An 18,092-nucleotide genomic window follows, 5' to 3' on the forward strand; every position below is an offset into this window, starting at 1 on the left:
AGCATAGTAATTATCTGCTCTAGCTTTTTTTATACCTCTTCATAAAAATAAATTGGTTCGTCTTTTTTCTCATCATAATCTACAGCTAAATCAAACCCATGAAAAAACCAATCATCAGACTCTTCAGCAAAATAATTAATGTCACCCTCGACCACATTACCTAATAAGCTACGATGAGGCTCAGCAACTTCCATCCCAGTTGTGAAACCGGCATGAGCATTAGTTGAACCACCATATTTCCCAAAGAAACGGACATTATCGCCAGCTTCTAGCTCTAATTCCTCTGTAAACCATTTTTGCGCTTGTGGAGAAACTGTAATTTTCATGAAATAACCCGCCTTCCTTTTTTGTCTATACCTATTTTAGCATAGACCGGTCAAATAATCGGGTATTTTGCTCTCACACTCATTACTGCATCTTCGCATCTAAGCGATCAACATCTTCATCAGCACCAATTAAAAGCAGGCAATCATTTTTTAATACTAGCTCCTCAGCCAATGGTGAGATGATTAACCGTTCGCCACGCCTAATCGCCACAATATTCAAACCAAACTTTTGACGAAAGTTTAACTCCATCAAATTCTTGTCAAAAAACTTAGGATTAGTTACTTTCACTTCTGCCAATGAGTACTCATCAGAAAGCTCCAAATAATCCAAAATATTTTTTGAAACCAAATTATGAGCGACTTTGATTCCCATATCACGCTCAGGATGAACCACTCGGTCCGCCCCAATTTTATAAAGAACCTTGGCATGATACTCATTTTGCGCCTTAGCGGTTACATTGGGAACACCCATCTCTTTCGCCATCAACGTCACTAAAATACTTGCTTGAATATCCTCACCGATTGCTATAATCACATGATCAAAATTACGCAAGCCAAGTGAACGTAGGGTCATTTCATCAATCGCATTCGCAACAACTGCGTGAGTCGCAATATTCATATACTCATTAATTCGATCCTCATCCCTATCGATGGCCAAAACCTCTTGCCCCGACTCAATAAGCGTCTGGCACAAGCTACCGCCAAAACGACCCAAACCAATAATTGCAAAATTTTGTTTCATTTACTTGCTCCATTCTGCCTATTCTAATTAATGACTAACTAACAATCCCGTGCTTGAACGCATAAATTGCCGCTTGAGTTCGGTCCTCAACATCTAATTTCGAAAGAATATTAGACACATGAGTTTTAACTGTTTTCAACGTGATAAATAATTCGTCAGCAATCTCTTGATTACTCTTGCCTTCTGAGATCAACAATAAGATTTCGTGCTCTCGGTTTGTCAAATCTTCATGTAGAACAGGTTCATTTTTGCGTGTCATACGCTCCATCATTTTTCCAGTCACTTCTGGTTCTAGAACTGTTTCACCGCGAAAAGTGGCGCGAATTGCATTAGCAATCTCTCCAGCTGTTGATGTCTTTAATAAATAACCAGCTGCTCCAGCCTCGATTGCTGGATAAACCTTCTCATCATCAATAAAACTTGTCACAATGATAATTTTCGCTTCTTTCCAATCAGTTAAAATAGCTTTAGTTGACTCTATTCCATCCATGACATCCATGACTAAATCCATTAAAATAATGTCCGGCTTCAACTCTAATGCCTTCTCATAACCAATTTGACCATTTTCAGCTTCTCCAATTACCTCAATGTCATCTTGAATCGACAAATAAGAAGATACACCCAAACGCACCATTTCATGGTCGTCTACAAGTAATACTTTTATCACGCTTTACACTCTCCTTCTATCGTTTCGTTCCATATAACCGTCAAGTTAGTCCTCTGCTGCCTCTAATAAAGTATTAGCAGTAATCGTCTCGTTTGATTCATCCGTGATAGTTAAAACTGGTACACGAATTTCAACACTAGTTCCTTTGCCTTTAAAACTGATAATTTTACAGGTTCCCCCCATACCAGTCACACGCTCTCTGATATTATTTAGACCATAACTACCAACTCGGCCTTCGTCCACATCAAAGCCAACACCATCATCAATCATTCGCAACATCATATTTTGATCGACACGCTTTAAAAATACTTCCAACGAACTTGCTTTAGCATGACGTAGCGTGTTAGAAAGTAGCTCCTGAACAATTCTAAATAAATGATCCTCAACCCCACTAGGCAAAGTAACATCTTGAATTTCCCACATCATATCAATTTGAATTTTTGTTTGTAGCTCACGTAATAATTGCTCAATCCCTTTTTGCAATGTTTTTCCTTCAAGAGTAATCGGGCGTAAGTGAAGCAACAACGCTCTCATTTCTGACTGTGAGGCATTTATAATCGAACCAACCATATTCAACTGCTTTTGGAACGCAGCTGAGGAGTCCTTTTTTACCGCCTCTTCTTGCAAAGCCGAGAGCATCATCGCAGCAGCAAACAATTGTTGACTAACAGAATCATGAAGCTCGCGAGCCAAGCGGTGCCGTTCTTCTCGAAGAATCTCTTCCTTCGATTCACCATCGACCATTTGCGGGCGACTTGTCAACACTTGTAGTTCTTTCGACATCGTCCGCATGTTATCATGAATTTTAGTCAAATCCTTGTCAATATCAGTAATGTAAGGATCATCTTCTGATCCGCGAATCCCTTTTAAAAACAAGTTGCTATCATAATTACCTGTCGCTAGTAGCCTAACCTTTTCCTCAATTTTACCATACTGAGCTCTTCTAACAAAATAAACAGTCAAAATGACAATAAAACTAACAGTCAATGAAATGACCAGAATATAAACAATAAACGGAATATGAAAAATCTTCGCTTCAATCAATTCCAAAAACCATTTTTGTTTTCTTTGCGCATAAAAATAAGCGTAAAGGGTTAAGACCAAAATAATATTTGTAAAGATAAACGAATAGAGAAACAATAAAGGGCGTGTTAATTTAGCCATCATATACGAATCACCTCAACATCGCCCATAAGAGTACTTGTGACAATTTTTAGCCGTCGATTATTATCATCGTAATCATCGCTATAAATCTTTAAAGACTCATTTTTAACACGGAAAAAATCATCTTCAAAAATAACATTTCCCAATAACGTCGAATGCTCTAAAACAATCCCAATACCAACAGGCACCAGTACCCGAGTCCGTCCGAAGCCTTTGCGAATCATGATCACATTATCAGTCTTCGGCAAAAGTGTATTTCCTAAATCAATGATTGTATCACCTGAAATAATCGTAAAGTTAATATCATCCCACTCATAAACATTGCTACCAATACGTTGGTTGCCAATCCAAGGACGTTTAAAACGGCGACCATTCTTCGGATCACTCTCCGCAGTTTCTACCATCACCATGTGTTTCTTGCTCCAAGGTGCACCATCAAACAAGGCGACGCCTGATACTTCCACCCCTTTTAACCCAATAAAAATGACTGCAAAAACCATCATAATCCAAATAACAGGACTGCTAATCAGTAGACACAAAATGATGACTGCTACACTCACTATCATCTGGAATTGATTAAAGGACGTTTTGACTGCTCGTTTAAGTGCATAAACTAAATTTACCAATGCAAAAAGCACAAGAGCAATAGCGCCAGGATTTTGAATCAGCTGGTAAGCTGTTAATATTAATAATAATGCTTCAACCACAATAAAGAATTTCCATGAGCTTCTCATAGTATTCGCTCCAATCTTAAATTAATTTCTCCCTCCATTATACCGATGAATCAGCGTCTTCGGGAGTTGCTTTAGATGGACTATGAACTACGACTTTAGTCTGAGATAAGTTCATTGTCCTAATAAGCTTTTGGAGCTCATTGCTCTCTTTAAAATCATACCGAACTCTCAGCAAAAATGCTACTGTTTTTAAGTAGGATTAACAGCTTTTATAAAAATATCGCCACCAACCTCGTCTAGCAACTTAAAAAAACAAGAAGGCTAGGACTTTTTATTCGTCCTAGCCTTTTTAATAGTATGTTATGATACTTTCACAATCTTGACTTCCATGTCTCCACCAGGCGTGTTAATCGTTACCTTTTCATCCAAGCGTTTACCAATTAATGCCTTAGCAATCGGTGAGTCGTTTGAAATTTTACCTGACATTGGATCAGCTTCTGCACTACCAACAATTGTGTACTCTTCTTCCTCGCCATCCGGCAACTCAATAAACGTAACCGTTCTACCCAATGACACCTCGTCATTGTCTGTCCCGTTATTATCAATAATTTGCGCAAAGCGAATCATATTTTCTAAAGTTGTAATACGTCCCTCAGTGAAAGCTTGCTCATCTTTTGCTGATTCATATTCCGAGTTCTCAGATAAATCACCAAAACTACGGGCGATCTTAATCCGTTCCACAATTTCTTTTCGCTTAACTGTTTTTAACTCTTCTAATTCTTGTTCTAGTTTTTCCTTACCCTCAATAGTCATTGGGTATACTTTTTCTACCATGCTCGCTTCTGCTCCTTTAAATTACCTGTTTAATGTAAAATGAATAGCTTTCCCAGAAAGCTATCTGGAAAAGCTTCATAATTTTATACATCAAAGATTACCACGACTTTTAAAAATTGTAAATAGTAAAAGCGTTTTTTATTCTTTATTGTATAGAGATTAATCCAGTCAATCTCATTTTGAGTCCTAAAAATCTGCACAACTTTAGCAATAAAAGTCATGCAGAAATCAATTCAATCCCTATTTTTCTAAATTATCAATATATTCTTCCTTCAATTTCAAATGCTCTTCATAGGTATTAGCAAAATAAACCTTACCTGTCGTAATATCCGCTAAGAAATAAATATAGTCATTCGGCTCTGGTGTCAAAACAGCATCAATCGCTTGTTCCCCAGGATTGTTAAACGGTCCCGGACCATAGCCTTTATTGGTATACAAGTTATAAGGCGACTCTACTTGCGTATCCTTATTTGAGAGGTGAACCTTATGCTCTTGCAACGCATATAAGATAGAAATATCTGATTGTAATGGCATCTCTTGCTCAATCCGATTAAAGAAGACTTGGGCAATCTTACGACGATCACTTTCTTCCACACCCTCTTTTTCAACCAGAGAAGCTAGAGTAAGAATCTGTTGATTGGTCAACCCACTATTAGAAATCAACTCTTTTTTAGAGTCCATAATTGTATTTGTCTTATCGACCATCTGAGTTAAAATATCCTCAACCTTCGTATCCTTGTAGTAATTATACGTAGCAGGGAACAAATACCCCTCTAGGCGGTAACGAACATCTTTCGCATCCTTAACACTTGCAAGCAACTCTGGGTACTTCTCGACTAGGCCATTAAAGAACGCCTCATCTTTCACTACTGCTAAGAATTCTTCCTTTGTTACCTTGGTTTTCTCAGCAAAAATATCGCCAATCTGATCCACCGAATACCCTTCCGGTACCGTGATCTGAGCATCAGCTAAAGCCACCGGTTCATCTGTCCCACCTTGCTTTAATAACTGACCTATTTCATCTAATGTCATGTTTGGTGCCATTTGATAAAAACCACTTTTAAAATCAGTTAGATTATTGGTTTTGACATAATAGGTGAAGACCAAGCCACTCTTAATAACCTTGCTTTTTTCCAAAATTCCACCGATGCCTTTATTACTAGTCCCATTTGGAATTTCAACTTGAATCATCTTATTATTTTTAGAATCCAAGGGCTCTAATCCTGCTTGGAAATAGCGATAAAAAGAGAAGCCTAAAGCCGCTAACATCAAAATCAATGAAATAACGACAATAATAACAATCTTTTTAACCATTGAACTTTCTTTTTGGCGCTCATCCTTACGACGACGACTTTCTCTCTGGCGAGAACTTAACTCTGGTTTTTGGGCCACGTGATTTAACTCCTCACCTTCTTTTTCTGTTTCAATTGCCGCCTGTAACGGTTCATTATCAGGAATCACTGTCTCTTCTCTCGTAACCTCTTCCTCTTGAGAAGGCTTTTTCATTTCAGAAGTATCGTTACGTTCCACACTAATTGGGGACTGTCCCTCTACGCCACCCTCATTAGACTGCTTTATTGATTCTAACACGCGTTCACGCAGACTAGGTTCTTCTACTGAACGAGAGTCATCAGTTTGATTATTTTGATGTTTTTTTTCATCTTGGTCGAAATGGTTGTTATTACCCAAAATGAAACCTCCTAACTACATTATCTAAACTAAGTCATAACTTCCATCATTATACACGAAAGCGTGATAAAGATAAAATAAATTTCGTCTAAAGTCATTTCTTTTAGAGAAGAATTAAGAAATAGCCTAGCATTATCGCTTGAACCTACCAAATTCCATAAAAGAGAAGCCAGGACATAAAGTCGTTTTGCTCTAAACTTCGATCCCTTAACTCTCTTCGATGTCCCTCATTTCTAGGGGCTAAAGCCCAAAGAATGATGGCTTGCAACTTTAGTTGCTTAGAAGTTTAGGACAATGAAGCGAAGCATAGTAAGACGCAGTGAGCAGAATTTTGGAGCGCGTTTGTCACATAACATACGTGAAAACAACGAGGGCGAGACTTTTTGTCTCACCCTCCTTTACCTGCTAATTTCTATTGTGCTAATACTTTGTCCTCATCAAACCATTTCATACTAATTTCTTGCGTTTTTCCTTGGTCAGCTAAAGCCTTAATCGCGCCATTCACTTTATCCAAGGTCTCTTTGTCTTCTTTGCGAACCCCTACAGCATAATCTTCTTCACCAAATTTACTCGGCAGAATCACATACTTGTCAGGATCGTCTTCTTTAGATATATAGTACTCAGCAAAGACGCTGTCAATAATAAATCCATCGAGACGCCCATTATTCAAATCCAAAAATGTCTCAACAAAGGTTGGATACAGCACCGCTTCATTATCCTTAACAAAATCAAGTAATAATTCAGGCTGTTCATTCAGATTAGCTTCACCGCTTGATCCTTCTTGAGCACCAATTACTTTATCCGTCAAATCTTTATAATCCTTGATATTGTTTTTCTTCAATGTCACAATCACTTGCTCATTTTTCAAATAAGGCTTAGTAAACGCGACCTTCTTTTTACGCTCATCAGTCACCGTATACCCATTCCAAATCAAATCGATCGTCCCGTTCTTTAATTCAGTTTCTTTCATTGACCATTCAATTGGCTGAATCTCTGCCTCCACACCAAGTTCTTCCGCTACAGCTTTAGCTAAATCAATATCAAAGCCAACTAACTCATCTTTTTCATCCCTGAAGCCCATTGGTACAAAGGTGTCATCCACCCCCACGACAATCTTGCCAGCCTTTTCGATCTTCTCCCAATCAGTCGCCTTATCAGCCCCCTGATCTTTTTTTGTGCCACAGCCACTTAACCCTACTAAAACTGCCCCGACAACCATTAATCCCGCTACTGTTTTTTTCATCATACTCATCCTCACATTTATTTGATAGATTCTACTTCTACTAATTGATCTGCTACCTTCTTAGCAAATTCATGATCATGGGTCACAATAATTTGAGTCACCCCTTCTTTTTTCAACTTTAAAATATTCTCTGCCACATTATCCCTTAATCCCGGGTCTAACGCACTTGTTGGCTCATCGTAACACAATACCTTTGGATCCATTAACAACGCTCTAGCAATCGCTACTCGCTGTTTTTGCCCTCCTGATAGCTCAAAAGGATAGCTAGCACCTTTATCACTTAATTCTAAAATATCTAAGATTTTCTGAGCTTGCTCTTTCGCCTCAGCCTTGCTCAATTTCAACACCTTAACTGGCGCCAAAATTAAATTATCTAAAATTGATAAATGCGGGAATAAATTGAAATCTTGAAAGACAATCCCAATCCGATTTTTCCCTGATTGATGAGCAGTTGGATCAATGACTTCCCCATCAATTAGAATCTGCCCACTATCCATCTCCTCCAAGCCACAAATGCACCGTAAAAGAGTCGTTTTACCACCACCAGAAGGGCCAACAATCGCCATAATTTGCCCCTCTGGCAAACTAAGAGACATCTTAGTCAAGATTTGTTTCTCTCCAAAACTTTTGCTAAGTTCATTAATCGTTAACATGCCGCTCACACCTTTCTATTGATAATAATTAACACGCTTTTCAATCAACTTCAGTAAAACTGTTACAATACCTGTCAAAACGAGATAAAAGATCGCCACTTCAATTAATGGCACGATGCTTACTTCTCTCTGTAAAGCAGCCTTTCCCGCCTTCATCACATCACTCAAGCCAACTGCGTATACAAGTGACGTATCCTTGACTAAAGTCACAATTTCATTGCCAATTGATGGTAAAATAATTTTAAAAACCTGTGGGAAAACAATCGTAATAATCGTTTGAAATTTACTTAAGCCAAGGACCTTTGCCCCTTCATACTGCCCTTGGGGAATCGCTTGAATCCCACCACGAAAAATTTCAGCGTAATAGGCTGTGTAATTAATAATGAATGCAATTAAAGCAGCTGGAAAACGATCGAGTACCCATCCTTCATTTAATAGCGGTAACCCATAAAAAATAAAGAACATTTGAAGCAATAACGGGGTGCCTCGAATCACCCATGTATACATACCAATTAACCAACGAATCGGCTTAAATCGGCTTGTAGCACCTAACCCAACGATAAATCCAAGTGGCAATGACAAAATTAATGTCCAGCCAAATAATGATAATGTGGTTTTTAACCCTACTAATAATGCCGGAAATACTTTTATTGCTAAATCCATCAACAAAACTTCCTTTCATGCCTCTAATAATTTATAAAATTAATTAATGCCTGTTGGCCACCTACGCTTAATTCTGGTAAAAATTGAATACCAACAATGGCATCTTTTTGAATAATTGCTGGAAACTTGACACTGTATTGACCTAGCGCTTTAATTACCTCTAACTCACAATCAACGGTCAGACAATGATCGTAGACAACTAACTGATTGGCTAGTCCTTGCGTTAGCGCCAGTTCTTCGTCGACCCCGATTAAACGTCCTTCACCCCGATGAGGAAGTGGATAAGCTTCGTCCTGTGGCAATAATTCGCTGAGTCCCTCTAAAACAGCTAATCCAGAAATAAAACCATTGTCCATTAACCCTTCAAACAATAGATGCATCCCTATGCCTATTCCTAAAAGAGGCTTCCCAGCTTTTGCGTGCTCCTTAATTGCTGAAATCAGATTCCTTTCTTGCAATAGCTCCATTGCCTCAGCATAGCTAGAGCTATTGGGAAGTATTAGACAATCACTTGCTCTAACACTATCCTCTTGAATGCTAATCTCCACCTGTTCACCTTGAGCTAATAAAAACTTTGCTAGTTCTGTTGCCTCATCATTTTGTTCAGTCACTATTACGATCATTTATCATCCACACCATTCTACGTATCCAAAGATTACGCCTTATTTTCAACAAAAAAAGTCCTCTTAGCATTATAATACATGCTAAGAGGACGAGATTAAGTAATCACGTGGTTCCACCCCTGTTTGTAGTAGCCTTGCGACAACTACCTCAGAAAGTCTAAACAGACTTATGCGATAACGAGCATACCGATCAATCCTACTTTTATTCGGAAAAATAGCTCCCAGCTGTGTTCATCATACATGTGCTATCCTTTCTCAGCTTCCAAGGACTCTCTAAAAACACTAATGCATAACTACTTGGTCTGTTCCAAGCTTTTTCGTTCTAATTAAATTCTAATGAACTTTGTAATACTTTATCACGAATTTTCTCATTCGTCAACTAACAATTGTTAAATTTATATCTCAATACACTAGCATCATCCATTAATTTGAAGCGAGGGTAGCGATTTAAAAGTGGATCAGACTCCTGTGCCACACGTAATTCACTAATTAATTCCGCTAAATTTTCTGATGAAAAAATACGCTCAAATAATTCTTCTGGTTCAGAAAAAAGGCCAAAAATATCATAGGCTTCCCATAACCCATCACTCATTATAACCAAACGAGATACCTCATCAAGTGGTAAGGTAAGACATCGAGCCCCTTTTATCCCTTCACCAGTTGGATCTAAAATCCAATACCCCTTCGATGTATTTCGATTGCCACGATGTTCCTTTAGTTGTTCAGCAACCAAAAGACGTGCCTCAATCAAGTTGAGACTACTTTTTTTAGCTAGTCTACACATTTCAGCTAGAGCAGCAGCATCACTAATCGCAAGTAGATCATCGTCATACACAGTAAATTGGTCATTTTGCTCAACTAAAATTGGGGAATCTCCTAATTGAAATAGCTCCAATTGATTAGTAGACGACTGAAAACGGACAACCGAAATAGTTGAATTTGGCAATTTATCCATATCAAAACTAAGTCCCTTTTCATTTAATAACTGCTGATATTCTTCTAATAATAGCTCACAAGCTCGCGCCACATGCTCAGTAATGCTCCACTCCATCTTACTTAACTCACGACTCAACAGCTTACTCAACGAGTGAGAAAACCACTGAGCGTCACTCGAGAAGTTGGTCACTTTTTCAGAATAAAGACCACTCGCCCCATCAATAACAAACCCGTATAGCGGTGTAGCCGTTACACTATCTTCGTTTTGTTCATTTCCCCGAACTGATTTCCTTATAAAGTTCATCTTCTTACAGCCTACCTCTCTATCTTTAAGATAACATTTTTAATGTTTAACATTAAAAATATATTGACTTTCATATAAACAATGATATATTTAAGTTAAATAAACTAATAAGGAGTCCTTAACATGATTGCTAAAAAAATTCGAAACTCTAGTGCTATGGTCAATTATTTATTAAAAATTGCGTCTATCCTACTTATCGTAACAGGCGCAATCGGAAGCTTTATAACAATTCCTATCATTCAACGCTCTGGTTTTGGGATGCAACTCCCCCTACGTAATCTCATGTATCTGGGATGGCTAAGCGAGACAACTATCGAACGGCTGGTCTCCTGCTTTGCCATTCTTCTGATCGCATTAATCTTATGGCTTGTTAGTCAGATATTTGCTAATATTCAAAAGGGAATCTCGCCCTTTAGCCAAAGTCAAGTTGAGACGTTTGCAACTATCTCTAAATTAATGATTGTCTACACCTTTATGCCATCGATTATTGATTATATACTTCATCAACTCTCTAGTACACCCTACATCAGTTTCTATTTGAGTTGGTCCTCAATCGTCTTCACCCTTACGATTTATGCACTAAGTCAGATTTTTAAATATGGCGCAGAATTGCAACAAGAAGTCGATGAAACCTTGTAGAAAGGAGCACTTATTATGGCAATAATATTACGTTTAGACCGAATGATGGCCGATCGAAAAATCTCCTTAAACGATCTGTCAGAGAAAGTCGGCATCGCCAATGTAAACTTATCCAAAATAAAAACAGGCAAAGTCAGTGCAATTCGTTTTTCAACTTTAAATGCTATTTGCAAAGCTTTGGACTGCCAACCTGGAGATATTTTAGAATATCTAGAAGACGATGACTAACTGCCGTAACAACCTAAAAAAACCTCCTGATTGAATTCACCAAGAAGTTGCCAAAGTAACTCATCCTTTTTCTCGTTATGTCACGCAGCGTGTGACAATGCTCGTTTTTCTCTTTGATCTTTAAACTAAATAAGAAGTCGTTAAATAATCCTATCAGCAAGATATATTAGAGATAAAATACTTAGCTACATGGACAAAAACAAATGAGCGGAACATTACGAGTTAGTCGTTTCTCTCATATTTTTTGTCACGCAGTGTGTGACACGACTCTATTTTTTTATTTCATTTTATAAGTGAATATTAGATTGATCATCTGTTCGATGCGCTAAGGATTTCAAGTGGACAGCACCTGGATACATGGACAAAAATAAAGACGCGTACCCTTATAATCTAGTCGTTTCTCTCATATTTTTGTCACGCAGCTTGTGACACGACTCTATTTTTTTATTTCATTTTATAAGTGAATATTAGATTGATCATCTGTTCGATGCGCCAACGATTTCAAGTGGACAACTCCTGGATACATAGACAAAAATAAAGACGCGTACCCTTATAATCTAGTCGTTTCTCTCATATTTTTGTCACGTGGCTTGTGACATGACTCGTTTTTTTTATTTCATTTTAAAAGTGAATATTAGATTGATCATCTGTTCGATGCGCCAACGATTTCAAGTGGACAACACCTGGATACATGGACAAAAGTAAATACACGAACCCTTATAATTTAATCAGTTCTCTCATATTTTTGTCACGCAGCGTGTGACACGACTCTATTTTTTTATTAAAAATTAAGTGGAGATACTACAAGATCTCATCTCCTCACGGGTCGAAATACTTCAAATAAAGTACTTGATAACTATAACTTAAGCCACTTCGAAGAAAAAGTAATTAGTCATTATAATCCTACTTATCTCAGTGTACCACAATCTAGCTACCAATTGTATACGTTATCATTATTTATTTATAAAAACACCTTTGTAAACATATTATAACAAAGAAACTGAACGAAGGTTAAGACTCCGCCCCCATTCAGTTCCACATCATTAACTTCAATCACCTTATTTGACAAAAATAGTCTATTTGAGATTAGTTTTTACGCTAACGCACCCATTGGATCCCACGGCGCAAGAACAGTCACACTATCTTCATTCAGGACTTCTTGCAACGTCTCTGATAAAAAGTCTTTTCTGACAACAATTTGATAAGTATACTCATCCATCCACGCATCACTCATCACAAAATAACCTTTTGTGCCAACTTTCTCTCCCCAACTATTTTCAACTTTCCATTTAGTTGACTTTCCATCAACCAAATCAACACCAGTCAAGACCATAGCATGAGTCATCAGACTTTCTCCATAATCCAATCTTTCCGCCTTAGTCATAGAAAAATCAACGCCCAGAGTCAAGTCAACATCGTAAATATCCGTTGCCATAATCCCCGAATCACGTGTTGAAGATTGACCGACATCACAGCCGTACCAAACAGCTTCGCCCGCTTTTAATTGTGCAATTGCTAATTCTTTAAAGGTTGGCATATCAACATTTAAATGACGAACTTCCTTACCACCCACGACATTGCCAAGCATTTCAACTGTATAGAGCTGATTGTATGGTTTATCCTCTGTTGGCGCGTTAATAACACTCACATAATCATTTAGATTAAGCCCTACGAACTTATCATAAAAAGTTTTAGGTGTCAGCCCTTTTTCAATATGATAATTTTTCTCAGCATCACGATACTCAAAGTTAAACTCAGTCGGAGGTGTGCCTAAAGATGTGACCAATAATTTATAAATCCCCGCCAGCATCTCTGATTTACTTTCAGCAAGCTCAGACTCGCTAACCTTATCTGCGACTAATTTACGTAAAACAACCGCATCTTTACGCAATTTTTTATTTAAATAAGTATTCAAATCACGAGAAGCTGAACTACTATGCGCCTCAGGCATGATTGACTTCGGAACAACCCCATATTTTTGAATCAAAGCAACCAACATGTCCCATTGACCACCGTCTTGTTGAGGTGTCTGCAATAAAAAGGCAACTTTTCGACTTGTTAATGGGTCATTTCCAGTCGCAATAATATTTTCATAAAAATAATTAGCTTTTTCAAATTTATCCCAGAAAAACGTGTAATTTTGTGATAATTCAAACTCCTTTAACTTGAAGTTAGTGGCAATTTGATGACGAAAAGTATTTAGAGCTGCAAACATCCAACACCGACCACTTTGTTTTTGATTCGCCACATCTCCAGTTTCCAAATCAATTGAAAAAATTGGTGTGTTTAAAACCGCTGATGCTTGATTTTCTGAAGACGCTAAAATACCATTTTTAACCACTGCTTGTTGTGCCATTCGATTCTTTTTACACCGAGTAAAATTTTCTGCATAGGCAGCAATTTGAGCTGCTTGAATCTCTTGAGACATTAAATCCCTTCCCTTCTATCCTATTCCTCTCTATTCTACTCCTTTTTCACCATCACGCCAATACTAAAAAAGACTTAACTTTCAATTAATCATCTGATAAAAATGATCATTTTTTCCCTACCAATGGTCGACACAACTGAGATACGACATTAGTTGAAAGAACCACTGTTGTCAGCAAACTTATCGTAACTAAAAATAGAAATAGCGGCGCGGTTAACTGAGCATCAGCTATGCTTGTTGCGCGTAATCCCTTAATAATAAATCCATGAAGTAGGTAGGTAAAAATAGTATTTTGACCCCATTTTGTAAAGAAAAAACGCCGTCTAGGAACTAGAATAAGAAACGCAAAAATCCCTATAAAACTCAAACAATAAATATATAAACGAACCACCCACCCAAATGCCGGGTCGTCAAGAAAATGATCATAAGGTTGAGAACCAAAAACCCAGTATTTATTCATGATAGAATTTTGTTGAACCAGTGTCGCTAAAACGAAAAATAGACACAGACCTAACCATTTATGACACTTATTCTGAATAAAAGTAAGCTGTTTTTTTGTCGTAAAGTGACCAACTAAAAAAAATGGAAAAAAAACAATCGTTCGAGATAAGCTCATGATATGATCAACTGACTCAACATAGCCAACTATTAAACTAATAGCTAGCGCCAAACTCACACTCCAACCGCTTGGCAACCTAGTAAATAAATACAAGCCTAAATGCCAACAAAAAAGGCTGATTAGAAACCATAAGGACCATTCTGGATTCATTAAATCAATATCTATCTGACGATTAGCATCAATTAGATAATAGAAACAGGCATAAATCAGCTCAAAAATGACATAAGGAAATAAAATACTCATGATCAATTTTTTGATATAGCCCGAACGTTGAAATCCTTTAGTAAAATACCCTGAAATCATCACGAAAGCAGGCATATGAAACGTAAAAACAAAATAATAAACATCTTCTAAAAGCACATTATCCCCAATATATGGTTGTATAAAATGACTAAATACTACGAGAAGAATCAAAATAAATTTTGCATTATCAAAATAAGACTCTCTAACTTGATTTTTGTCTCTCGTCATGTCAAGCTCCTTTAAACCTGTTTTTCTTGCTTAAGCTGACTATTCTTCAATAGACATACCTTTTCTTACCACCAATCATACCTTAGAATTATTGCAACAGCGTGACAATCACATTATTTTCATAAAGGCTTAGATAACTCTTCAATCTTTTCTTTTTAGAACAATAAAAAAGGCAGAGACTATGCTCTACCTAAGACAATTCCGTTGCTTCTGCTCTAACATCAAGATGCTTTAGATAACGCCAACGTGAAATAATAAAGAAAACTAACTGAAAAATCAGATAAAAGAAAATTATCCGTGCGACATACATAAAAATCGGTAATTCAATTAGCACACGCAAACTAATCATTGCTATTGTAAAATGACACACCGCCATCACTATTGGAATAAAATACATCACCAACATTTCTCTGGTTGCAATTTTATGTCGTTCCTTTTGAGACACGCCTAAAAGGTGAAGTGAGTGATGGAATTTCCCATCTCTATCTAGCTCTCCAAAAAGTCTAAAATATAAAATGCAGGCAGCAAAAGTAAAGAAAACTGCCCCCAACAGCACACTTATCAATAAAATCAGACCATTTCCTTGTTTTGTTTTACGCCAGGTTTGGTACATCGACGTATAATAAAACTCATGATCAATAATTTCAGCAAACTCTCCTTGCTTCTCTTTTGGAATTTCCTCATCTTCGGACATTGGATTCTTACTTAAAAACTGATCACGCTTCTTTGTTGTTGCCTCTTCTAATTCACTAAATCGCTCACGAATCTGCCGATCTGATTGACTCCCTTCTGCCCATTCAGGATAATGAATAATAAAGACAGGAGCCCCCACATATCCCTCACCTGGCTTTTCAGCATAGTCCAATTGTTTTCCCTTAAGAATTTTTTTATACAAGCTATCGCTCACCACTGCCATCTCACCATGAGCAATATTAAATCGACGTGTGGAATATTTAAAAGAAATCGACTCAAATTCACCGCTTAGTCGATAACTAATCTTACCTTCACTTTCTTGTCTATCAAGCTCCTCAGCCTTAATTTCATTCACTGACCCATTAGAATTAGCTAACAGCAACATGCTTGTTTCAGATGTTAAGGCCAACTCTGCTTGCTTATCTACTTTAGCAAGGTTATTAAATAGACTCACAGGGATGACTTCTATATACCGTAAATCCTTAGAACCTTGTGGCTGATACTCAACCCCTAAAGGTAACGCCTCAACCATATAAGGTTTGAAACCATCCATTTCAATACTAGCTTTTATGAAAGCGACATTGTCCTTATGAAACTCAGATGTTTCTCCGGAGGCCGAACCACTTCCCATGTAGACATAAGCGAAACTACTTTCTTGAGTGGCCGCAAAATCAGTACCGCCAACAGCCATTGTTGTGCCTATTCCAACAAAAGCAACCGAAGCAACAATCGCAATCATGAAATACATCGTCGCATTGCTTTTCATTCGATAGATAAGATTACTAATTGTTAACATATTAGTTCGCTTGAAAAAAAACGATCGTCTTCTTAAAAAGCCTAAAAGGTAGATACTTGTCTGATTAAAGAATAAGTAAGTTCCTGCAACTGTTAATAAGACGCCCGCTAATAATTGTGACAACCCTCCGATAACTATTCCATTCCGATAACCAAATACAAAAAATAGAACTGTTCCATAGCCACCAATAAGGCATATACCACCTGTTAAAACCAAATACCATTTTGCTTTTGGAAGTGGCAATGGTTTATCTTCTGATTTTGACAATTCAGCCAAATTCTCTGTTTGAATACGTCGAGTTGTCATCAATGCTATTAACATAAAAATCACTGAATAAGCAAAAACAGTCAATAAAATTGGCTTTATCGGTAAATAAAATGGCATGCCTTGTTCTAAAGCTAAAATATTTTGGCTAATTAACAAAATCACCTTTGAAAAGAATAAACTAACAAGAATTCCTGTCACTATTGCCCCAGCACCTAAAATAATATTCTCCAAAAAAATCATCTTACGAAGGTCTTTTTCCGACATCCCTAAAATCAAGTAAACAGAAAAATCACGTTTGCGGCTTTTCAAAAAAATACTAAAGGTATACCACAAAAAAATAAACGACATAATAATTATTAACACCTGTGACACAGAAATCCCCATTTTAGCTAAAAATGACAGTGTTTCACCTCCAGCTATTAAGCTTTTTTGAAGATCGGGATGAAAATACAATAAAGCAAAAACAAAGAAAACCATCACTGAAAACAGGCTACTCAAAAAATAAGAAGCATACGCGCGCCCATTGCGCAATACGTTACGTAAGACGAGCTGCTTGAAATTCATGATTGGTTCCTCCTAAATGAGCTAAAACATCTAGTATTTTTTGATAAAATATCTCCCGATCATCGCCACAATAAATCTCATTGAAAAATTTGCCATCCTTTATAAACACTACCCGCTGAGAATAGCTAGCAGAGACAGCATCGTGAGTAACCATCAAGGTCGTAACATCTCGTTTACTATTAAATTTCTCCAATAACTCCATGACATTGCCAGCAGATTTTGAATCAAGATTCCCAGTCGGCTCATCTGCCAAAATTAATGATGGCTGGTGAATCACAGCTCGAGCAATCGCAACACGTTGAGACTCTCCACCTGAAATTTCATACGTTCTCTTATCTCTCAACTTCAAAATATCCAGTTCTTCCATAATATCTTGAGCCTTCTCGGCCATCAACAACACACTTTCATTATCCAATGTCAAAGGCAACATAATATTTTCCTCAACAGTCAAAGTTGGCAATAAATTAAAATTTTGAAAAACAAAGCCTAATTCACGACGACGAAATTCGGCTAACTGATTATGTGATAATTCATGAGGATTACGACCATTTATAAAAACATGGCCACCCGTTGGCTTGTCAAGAGTCGCAATCATATTTAATAAGGTCGTTTTTCCACTTCCAGATGGTCCCATAATGCTTACAAATTCTCCTGCCTGAACTTTCAAATCAATTTTCTTTAAGGCCTCATAAGGCACTGGGCCTTGATATACTTTTGATAAATCCTTTATCTCTAGCAACGCCATTTTTAATTCCTCCTCGTATAATAAGGTTATCAGATTTATTCTGATAGTTCCTTTTCATCCCCATAAGGGGTATGATTATTTCGTACAGATAGAGGTCGTAGTATTCCTCCTTGAAGTTTTGTCT

At 37.3% G+C, this 18,092-nt stretch carries 18 protein-coding genes and 1 other annotated feature; of the genes, 2 read left to right on the top strand and 16 right to left on the bottom strand.

The features are described 5' to 3' along the window. Window positions 1-29: 29 nt before the first annotated feature. The 12 genes from AC5KOD_RS06225 to AC5KOD_RS06280 form a co-directional block, all read right to left on the bottom strand. Window positions 30-326, bottom strand: a complete 297-nt coding sequence (locus AC5KOD_RS06225; protein ID WP_496913674.1) for a HesB/YadR/YfhF family protein — start codon at window positions 324-326, stop codon at window positions 30-32. A gap of 82 nt (window positions 327-408) precedes the next feature. Continuing rightward, window positions 409-1,068 carry a potassium channel family protein gene (locus AC5KOD_RS06230; RefSeq protein WP_496913675.1) on the bottom strand — a complete coding sequence of 220 codons (660 nt, stop codon included), beginning with the start codon at window positions 1,066-1,068 and terminating at the stop codon, window positions 409-411. Window positions 1,069-1,102: 34 nt separating this feature from the next. Then, window positions 1,103-1,735 (bottom strand): response regulator, encoded by a 633-nt coding sequence (locus tag AC5KOD_RS06235; protein ID WP_496913676.1) that lies wholly within the window; start codon window positions 1,733-1,735, stop codon window positions 1,103-1,105. A gap of 45 nt (window positions 1,736-1,780) precedes the next feature. Continuing rightward, a complete protein-coding gene (locus AC5KOD_RS06240; RefSeq protein WP_496913677.1) occupies window positions 1,781-2,902 on the bottom strand; it encodes a sensor histidine kinase in 1,122 nt (373 codons plus the stop codon). Beyond that, a complete protein-coding gene (gene liaF / locus AC5KOD_RS06245; protein WP_496913678.1) occupies window positions 2,899-3,633 on the bottom strand; it encodes a cell wall-active antibiotics response protein LiaF in 735 nt (244 codons plus the stop codon). The genes AC5KOD_RS06240 and liaF overlap by 4 nt, the downstream gene beginning before the upstream one ends. 300 nt (window positions 3,634-3,933) lie before the next feature. Further along, window positions 3,934-4,407: a transcription elongation factor GreA gene (gene greA / locus AC5KOD_RS06250; RefSeq protein ID WP_496913679.1), complete on the bottom strand. Its 474-nt coding sequence runs from the start codon at window positions 4,405-4,407 to the stop codon at window positions 3,934-3,936. Window positions 4,408-4,647: 240 nt separating this feature from the next. Then, the gene (gene mltG / locus AC5KOD_RS06255; protein ID WP_496913680.1) at window positions 4,648-6,096 is read right to left on the bottom strand and encodes an endolytic transglycosylase MltG; all 1,449 of its coding nucleotides are present in this window, start codon (window positions 6,094-6,096) and stop codon (window positions 4,648-4,650) included. A gap of 412 nt (window positions 6,097-6,508) precedes the next feature. Beyond that, window positions 6,509-7,339, bottom strand: a complete 831-nt coding sequence (locus tag AC5KOD_RS06260; protein ID WP_496913681.1) for an amino acid ABC transporter substrate-binding protein — start codon at window positions 7,337-7,339, stop codon at window positions 6,509-6,511. Between the two features lie 17 nt (window positions 7,340-7,356). Continuing rightward, window positions 7,357-7,992, bottom strand: coding sequence for an amino acid ABC transporter ATP-binding protein (locus AC5KOD_RS06265; protein ID WP_496913682.1), 636 nt, complete (start codon window positions 7,990-7,992; stop codon window positions 7,357-7,359). A 15-nt stretch (window positions 7,993-8,007) separates the two neighbouring features. Continuing rightward, window positions 8,008-8,655: an amino acid ABC transporter permease gene (locus tag AC5KOD_RS06270; RefSeq protein WP_496913683.1), complete on the bottom strand. Its 648-nt coding sequence runs from the start codon at window positions 8,653-8,655 to the stop codon at window positions 8,008-8,010. A gap of 23 nt (window positions 8,656-8,678) precedes the next feature. Next, complete coding sequence (locus AC5KOD_RS06275) at window positions 8,679-9,278, bottom strand: glutamine amidotransferase-related protein (protein WP_496913684.1); 600 nt, start codon at window positions 9,276-9,278, stop codon at window positions 8,679-8,681. An 82-nt stretch (window positions 9,279-9,360) separates the two neighbouring features. Next, window positions 9,361-9,597, bottom strand: a binding site (T-box leader). A 60-nt stretch (window positions 9,598-9,657) separates the two neighbouring features. Beyond that, the gene (locus AC5KOD_RS06280) at window positions 9,658-10,518 is read right to left on the bottom strand and encodes a protein phosphatase 2C domain-containing protein (RefSeq protein ID WP_496913685.1); all 861 of its coding nucleotides are present in this window, start codon (window positions 10,516-10,518) and stop codon (window positions 9,658-9,660) included. 123 nt (window positions 10,519-10,641) lie between these two features. On the opposite strand from AC5KOD_RS06280, the gene AC5KOD_RS06285 reads away from it, so the two are divergent. Together AC5KOD_RS06285 and AC5KOD_RS06290 are read left to right on the top strand one after the other, a co-directional pair. Next, a complete protein-coding gene (locus tag AC5KOD_RS06285; protein WP_496913686.1) occupies window positions 10,642-11,157 on the top strand; it encodes a DUF2975 domain-containing protein in 516 nt (171 codons plus the stop codon). A gap of 15 nt (window positions 11,158-11,172) precedes the next feature. Continuing rightward, on the top strand, window positions 11,173-11,385 hold the full coding sequence (locus AC5KOD_RS06290; RefSeq protein WP_496913687.1) for a helix-turn-helix domain-containing protein: 213 nt from the start codon (window positions 11,173-11,175) through the stop codon (window positions 11,383-11,385). A 1,093-nt stretch (window positions 11,386-12,478) separates the two neighbouring features. Here AC5KOD_RS06290 and AC5KOD_RS06295 read toward each other — a convergent pair. From AC5KOD_RS06295 to AC5KOD_RS06310, 4 genes are all read right to left on the bottom strand, one after another. Continuing rightward, window positions 12,479-13,813 carry a C1 family peptidase gene (locus tag AC5KOD_RS06295; protein WP_496913688.1) on the bottom strand — a complete coding sequence of 445 codons (1,335 nt, stop codon included), beginning with the start codon at window positions 13,811-13,813 and terminating at the stop codon, window positions 12,479-12,481. Between the two features lie 106 nt (window positions 13,814-13,919). After that, window positions 13,920-14,903 carry an acyltransferase family protein gene (locus tag AC5KOD_RS06300; protein ID WP_496913689.1) on the bottom strand — a complete coding sequence of 328 codons (984 nt, stop codon included), beginning with the start codon at window positions 14,901-14,903 and terminating at the stop codon, window positions 13,920-13,922. Window positions 14,904-15,093: 190 nt separating this feature from the next. Next, a complete protein-coding gene (locus tag AC5KOD_RS06305; RefSeq protein ID WP_496913690.1) occupies window positions 15,094-17,223 on the bottom strand; it encodes an ABC transporter permease in 2,130 nt (709 codons plus the stop codon). Next, the gene (locus AC5KOD_RS06310; protein ID WP_496913691.1) at window positions 17,195-17,968 is read right to left on the bottom strand and encodes an ABC transporter ATP-binding protein; all 774 of its coding nucleotides are present in this window, start codon (window positions 17,966-17,968) and stop codon (window positions 17,195-17,197) included. Before AC5KOD_RS06310 ends, AC5KOD_RS06305 begins: the two co-directional genes overlap by 29 nt. Window positions 17,969-18,092: the final 124 nt, after the last annotated feature.

The sequence above is a fragment of the Vagococcus sp. WN80Y genome (assembly GCF_059621045.1).